The following is a 6,019-nucleotide window of genomic DNA, read 5'->3' on the forward strand; positions in this document are numbered from 1 at the left end:
GCCTCAGATTTCAGCAGAACCGTCTCAACCTGAAACCGTTCAGGGTTAACATGCGGGAAAGAGACAAAGCATCTCCCCCATTGTTGCCCGGTCCGGCCAATACCAAAAACCATCGGCCTGCGTACCGCTCCTTGATTTGGTCGAACAACCTACGGGCCGCACGTTCCATCAGGTTGACCGACAAGATGGGCTCATTTTCAATGGTGTAAGCATCTATTTCCGCTACGGCTTTAACCGGAAAAATCTTCATACAATACTAATTTTTTATATTTTTCCTATCGACCTATTAACCTCTTGATCCCGCCTTGCGGGACTACGCTACGCTTCGCCTCTTGACCTAACGACCTATCAACCTAACAACCTATTGTACCCGGCAACTACTAAGAATGGACCGCGTTCTTTTTTTCGCATCTTCCAATTTAACAAATTTATGAATAATTGTCTCACTAAACGATTAAGAATTCTTAATAAATAAGGGATGGCGCGCATAATTGGCGCATCTGTCAAAAGAAAACAACCGCCTTCGATAGATTAGGCGCCAAAAACAATGAGCCGGATCAAAATCCGGCTCATCCATTTTATTGAATGGCTCAGTGCCATGTGATATTTATAGACCATCGCTATTGAGCGAAATATCAACCCCTTAAGGAACGTAATAAATGGGCCCCTCAACACCCAAAGGAATATTCATCCAAATCCAGGCCACAAACATCGGAATGCGGACCACCATAAAGGCAATGGAATAGGGCAACATCAAGGAGATAAGCGTTCCAATCCCCACATTTTTCACATATTTCTGGGCAAAGACAATGACCAGCGGGAAATAAGGCAACAAGGGGGTCAGAATATTGGAATACGAATCACCAATACGGTAGGCTGCCTGCGTGGTTTCCGGTGAATAACCCATCAACATGAGCATGGGGACAAATATGGGTGCCAGCAAGGCCCATTTGGCAGAGGCACTGCCCATGACCAGGTTCACCAGCGAGGCAATCAGGATAAAGGCGACCAATAAGGGCGTTCCGGTAAAGCCCACAGCGTTTAAGCCTTCTGCCCCCTTAACCGCCAATACACTACCGAGATTCGACCAGCTAAAGTAGGCCACAAACTGAGCGGCTACAAAGGCAATCACGATGTAGAGTCCCATCGTGGACATCGACTTAGCGGTCATGTCCGACACATCTTTATCACCCCGTATGGTTTTGGCCACAATACCATATACCAGTCCGGCCACAAAAAAGATGATAAACATAATGGGCACCAAAGAATTGTAAAATGGCTGGAAACTGTTGGATCCGCTCACCTCATCAAAATCTCCGCGCAGAAGACCATTTTCGGGAACAATGGCAGCTGCCACCAGGGCTATGAGCACCAATACCGAGAGTAAGGACCACTTCAAGGCTCTTCTTTCAGCCGGCGCCACCTCGTTGCTTTGTGCCTCCAGCTGCAATCCCTCCTCTGGTCGGTAAAGCCCCAGGCGGGGGACGATGATTTTCTCCGTCACCCAGGTTCCGGCAATACCCACAAAGGGCACCGAAGCAGCCATCAGGTAATAGTTGGATAAGGGGTTAACCGTATAACCGGCATCAATCAAATTAGCCGCCGGCTCGGTGAAGGCAGCAATCATGGGATCCAGTCCTGTCGGTAAAAAATTGGCGCCAAAACCACCTGACACACCGGCGAAAGCGGCAGCAATACCTGCAAGCGGGTGTCGCCCCATTCCCATAAATATGGCCGCTCCCATAGGAATCAGCACCACATAACCGGCATCGGCAGCCACGGAACTCACCATCCCGGCCACCACAATAGAGAAGGTGATTAAGTATTTGGGCACTTTGGAGACAAAAACTTTAAGGGCCACAGCAATCATGCCGGTATGTTCGGCCACACCAATACCCAGCATCACCACCAATACCAATCCCAAAGGCGGGAAAGTAGCAAAAACATCGACCATGTTGGTCATGATGCGTTGAAAGCCCGCCTTGGTCAACAGGTTCTCCACCACAATAAATTGTTCGGCCACCCCAGTTTCTCCGCCGGTACCTGGCTTTACGACCGTTACACCTCCAAATATCCATGATAAAAGGAGAACAATACCCATCAACATGGCAAACAAAGTTACCGGTTGCGGCAACTTATTACCCACCACTTCAACCTTATCAAGCATCCGCTTGAAAAACCCTTCTTTTTTCTTTGTTTGTTCAGTCATACTACTAATTTTTCAGATTAGTTCACCTACCTCACAGGCAAAATTCGGGATCTACTATTTAATGCCATGCATCATCTTACTCAACCATGGCCCCAGGATAAATAACAATAAGGCAGCTACACCAGTAATCGCGGCTACAAACCAAAACACATTAACAGGCTGTCCAATGGCGACTTCCATGGATTTGGACAAGGTTTCCATTTGCGAGGCGCCATAGTTGCCGGCTGCAAACGAGAACATCCACACCCCCATAAGGGTGGACACCAACTTTGGTGGGGCCAATTTGGTAACCATAGACAGTCCAATGGGCGAAATACATAACTCACCCATGGTAAAAATCAGATAAACCAGAGTTAACCATAAAGGCGAAACCAATACAATAGCAGTGCTACTGTTGCTAATGGCATCGGCAACGGCCATAACAGCAGCTCCAATAGCCAGCAATAACATTCCCCAGCCAAACTTAAAAGGTGTTTTGGGATTCAGATTGACCCTGTCCAGCTTTAACCACAGCAAAGAAAACAAAGGCGCCAGCAAAACGATAAATATGGCATTAATCGCTTGAAACCAGGAGGCAGGAATCTCAAAACCAAGCATCATCCGGTCCGTATTATCGACGGCAAAAAGATTAAAAGTGGTACCGGCTTGTTCAAAGCCACCCAGAAAAAGATATTAAAGAAAGCCAGGACCATAATTACAGCCACACGTGCCCACTGGTCGCGTCCTTCCGTTCCACGGAAGATGGATATCACCAGATATAGTCCGCCGACAATGCCCACCACTTTAGGAATGGTGCTTTGGGCCCCATCCGAAAGAGATGCCCATCCCTGTAAAAAGCCAATAACGCCAAATATTAAAACAGCAGTAATGGCAGAAATTTGCCCCCATTCCATGGCCGTTAGACGTGTCCGGCTCATTTTGTTTTTTGGAGGTAAACCAATATGTCCCAATGTTTTCTCGGAGCGCAATATCAACCACAGAACGCCAATAAGCATTCCAACTCCGGAGGCCAGGTAACCATATTCCCAACTGATTTTCTCACCCAGATAGCCAGCAACAAATGGCGCAATAAAGGCTCCCAGATTGATACCCATATAAAAGATGGTAAAACCGCCATCTTTACGCGGATCATTATTATCGTATAAATCGCCCACCATCGTGGAGATATTTGGCTTAAAGAATCCATTACCCAGGATGAGCACACCCAGACCGGCATAAAACCAAAACTGACGCGCTTCCATGTTATCGCCACCTATGGCTGCTGCCGATAGCATAAATTGCCCGACCGCCATAGTCAACCCACCAATATAAATGGTCATCCGCTGTCCCAAAAACTTATCGGCCAAAACGCCTCCCAACATGGGGGTGACATAAACCAACCCGGTAAATATCCCGTAAATGGTAAAAGCGGTCTCTCTGTCCAGCCCAAAACCACCGTTGGCAAATGAGGCGGTTAAAAAAAGCACCAATAAGGCACGCATGCCATAATAACTGAATCGCTCCCACATTTCCGTGGCGAAAAGTGTGGACAACCCTACCGGGTGGCCAAAAAATCCTTTGTCTTGGTTACTCATTTTTTAAAAGTTCAAATTATTGATATTGCATTTTCTAATTTACGAACCTCTTTTACGGACCGATATTCCCGTTATATAAGGGAGGCCCGACCATTTTTTCCTTTTTTTCAGGTTACAGACTTCTGGCCTTAAGCGCCCACTTTTTATAACAATAGCAAAACAGAGGTATTTAACCCTTAGTTTTCAAAGTCTCAAAAATAAAACAATTTATATCGTATACGTCTAATAATTGTCATAAAATTGGAGACATCCGGGCAATTAATGGGAAGAATAACTTACTTAACACTGGAAATTCTATTCAAGGCCATTCCAACTGACACAGCCGATGGCACCAAAAAAAGCGATGGAGTTTTTTTAGAAACCTCTATCGCTTAAAATAACTGTTGCCAATTATTCAAACCATCCAAACCAGTCTTTATAAGACAACGACAAAGACGATTAACGGGCATGAAGAATAAACATGGGAAACTGAGGATGCAGCACCATTTTTTTGGTAATGCTGGGATGAAAAACCCGTTCGAAGAAACTATAGTTGTGCCTGACCAATACCACCATATCCCCTGCCTGTGCTTCCGTAAATGAGCAAACACTGTTGCAAACGTCGGCATCCTCCAGAAAGTAAAAGCTCAACTGAACGCCTGGAAAAAATTCAGCAATTTTTTCCTCCGCATCCAGACGATTGATATAGTCATCCTCCATCACGTTGACAAACAACAATTCACTTTCAAAGGAGGATACCAAATCGAACAATGGCCGGGCCATATCCTGATCAATGGTCTTTAAATCGGTGGCAAACACCATTTTTTGAGGTGTTTGAAGGGGAGCGTTGCGCGGAATGGCCAAAATGGGAAGATGCACATGCTTGATCACATCAAAAGCATTACTGCCCAACAGAAAATTCTCCAGAGCACTTTCGCCCCGACAACCCATCACCAGCAAATCAGGATCAATATGACCACCTTCTACTTCCTTAATCAATACATCAACAAGCGGACCAAAGCGGGAAGCTACTTCAATGCGACTATTGGGAAAATCACTGTGCAGTGCGGCCAATTCACGCTTTAAACTCTTGCGACTCTCTTCGGCCATCTCTTCTTTAACACGCATGACATAGGGGCTACCGCTAAACTCCACATCATAGGCATGGAACAAATAGAAACGGACATTCCGGCCCTCGAACATATTCAGCGCGTAGGCAGCTGCGTGTCGCGCTGTTTCAGAAAAATCAGTTAACAGGATTATGTGTCTCATAGCTTGCAGAATTTCGAAATTTCGGCTAAAAATTAAAAAGCCATTGGCTATCACTAACTGGAGCTAACATACTTGTTCAGATGTCCGTGTTCAGTAAGTAAGTTATGAACATTTAAAGGTAAATGCAAACCTCCGGGATCGAAATTTATCCCATGCCAGTGACTTAAATTTTCTCCGGCTGAGAAACCGGACAAAAAACGACAATGGCCGGCATTATTCCGAAATTAGATCTGGTGTGGCCATCACCAATCAATGATTCATGACGATCATGAATCAGGTAAACTGTTCTTAACAAACAACTGAATGATGCGTCGGATACTATCACTGCAAATATCACTGTAATTCAATGCTTCCGGCCTCACAAAAACATAGCCTGAGATATCATCCTGCCAGGTGATCCCGGAAAAATCTTTAATCTGGCAGACAAAAGCCAAATCGACGGTATAGACAGTGAATTCAGAGAAAACATAAGCGTTGGGAAAGGAGGTCAGGAATTGGTATTCCAGCACCTCAAGATTGAGTTCCTCCCTGATTTCACGCACCAGCGCCTCTTCCGCACGTTCACCTGGATCCACAAAGCCTCCCGGCAAATCCAACAGGCCTTTTTTGGGGTCAAGGGCACGTCGTGTGAGCAACAGCTCTCCTTTTTCATTCACAATAAGGGCTGCCACTGCAGCCGCTGCATTGATAAAAAAATGAAAGCCACAATCGCCACACTTAAACGACCGTTCAGCCTGCGCCGGAAAATCCGACGACCCGCATTTGGGACAAAATTTCACGACCCGCTCAGGCGCTGTTGTATCCATATTACTGTCTTTAAAGAATCCCATTATTTAATCCATTCCTGCTTTCAAATTAAAACAAGAAAAGTTGTTTTTATAGAAAAGTGCTTATATAATCTTAAAAATTTCCTTCAAACAGATATCTATCCACCTCAATAAACCATTAGTTCTTTGATATCTGGCAGTTAACTATTCCGCCTTCC

General features: G+C 45.4%; 4 protein-coding genes and 1 pseudogene. All 5 read right to left on the reverse strand.

Annotated elements, in window-relative coordinates; translation table 11 throughout:
• Window positions 1-10 precede the first annotated feature (10 nt).
• The 5 genes and pseudogenes from JCM15548_RS25770 to JCM15548_RS16655 all read right to left on the reverse strand — a co-directional run bounded on the left by JCM15548_RS25770 (window position 11) and on the right by JCM15548_RS16655 (window position 5,840).
• Entirely contained in the window at window positions 11-250 is a 240-nt protein-coding gene (locus JCM15548_RS25770; RefSeq protein WP_262487114.1) for an NAD(P)H-hydrate epimerase, read from the reverse strand.
• 393 nt (window positions 251-643) lie between these two features.
• Complete coding sequence (locus JCM15548_RS16640) at window positions 644-2,209, reverse strand: AbgT family transporter (protein WP_062127770.1); 1,566 nt, start codon at window positions 2,207-2,209, stop codon at window positions 644-646.
• 119 nt (window positions 2,210-2,328) lie between these two features.
• A pseudogene (locus JCM15548_RS16645) lies at window positions 2,329-3,783 on the reverse strand (POT-type proton-dependent oligopeptide transporter); the annotation flags it as partial.
• 438 nt (window positions 3,784-4,221) lie between these two features.
• Complete coding sequence (locus JCM15548_RS16650) at window positions 4,222-5,034, reverse strand: universal stress protein (RefSeq protein ID WP_062127776.1); 813 nt, start codon at window positions 5,032-5,034, stop codon at window positions 4,222-4,224.
• A gap of 266 nt (window positions 5,035-5,300) precedes the next feature.
• Entirely contained in the window at window positions 5,301-5,840 is a 540-nt protein-coding gene (locus JCM15548_RS16655) for an NUDIX domain-containing protein (protein WP_062127778.1), read from the reverse strand.
• Between the last annotated feature and the right edge of the window lie 179 nt (window positions 5,841-6,019).

The organism is Geofilum rubicundum JCM 15548, from assembly GCF_000974365.1.
GTDB classification, from domain to species: domain Bacteria; phylum Bacteroidota; class Bacteroidia; order Bacteroidales; family Marinilabiliaceae; genus Geofilum; species Geofilum rubicundum.

Bases quoted from the DNA above. Each gene is read 5' to 3' on its own strand.
- JCM15548_RS25770 (WP_262487114.1), bottom strand. From the start codon at position 250: ATGAAGATTTTTCCGGTTAAAGCCGTAGCGGAAATAGATGCTTACACC.
- JCM15548_RS16640 (WP_062127770.1), bottom strand. From the start codon at position 2,209: ATGACTGAACAAACAAAGAAAAAAGAAGGGTTTTTCAAGCGGATGCTT.
- JCM15548_RS16650 (WP_062127776.1), bottom strand. From the start codon at position 5,034: ATGAGACACATAATCCTGTTAACTGATTTTTCTGAAACAGCGCGACAC.
- JCM15548_RS16655 (WP_062127778.1), bottom strand. From the start codon at position 5,840: ATGGATACAACAGCGCCTGAGCGGGTCGTGAAATTTTGTCCCAAATGC.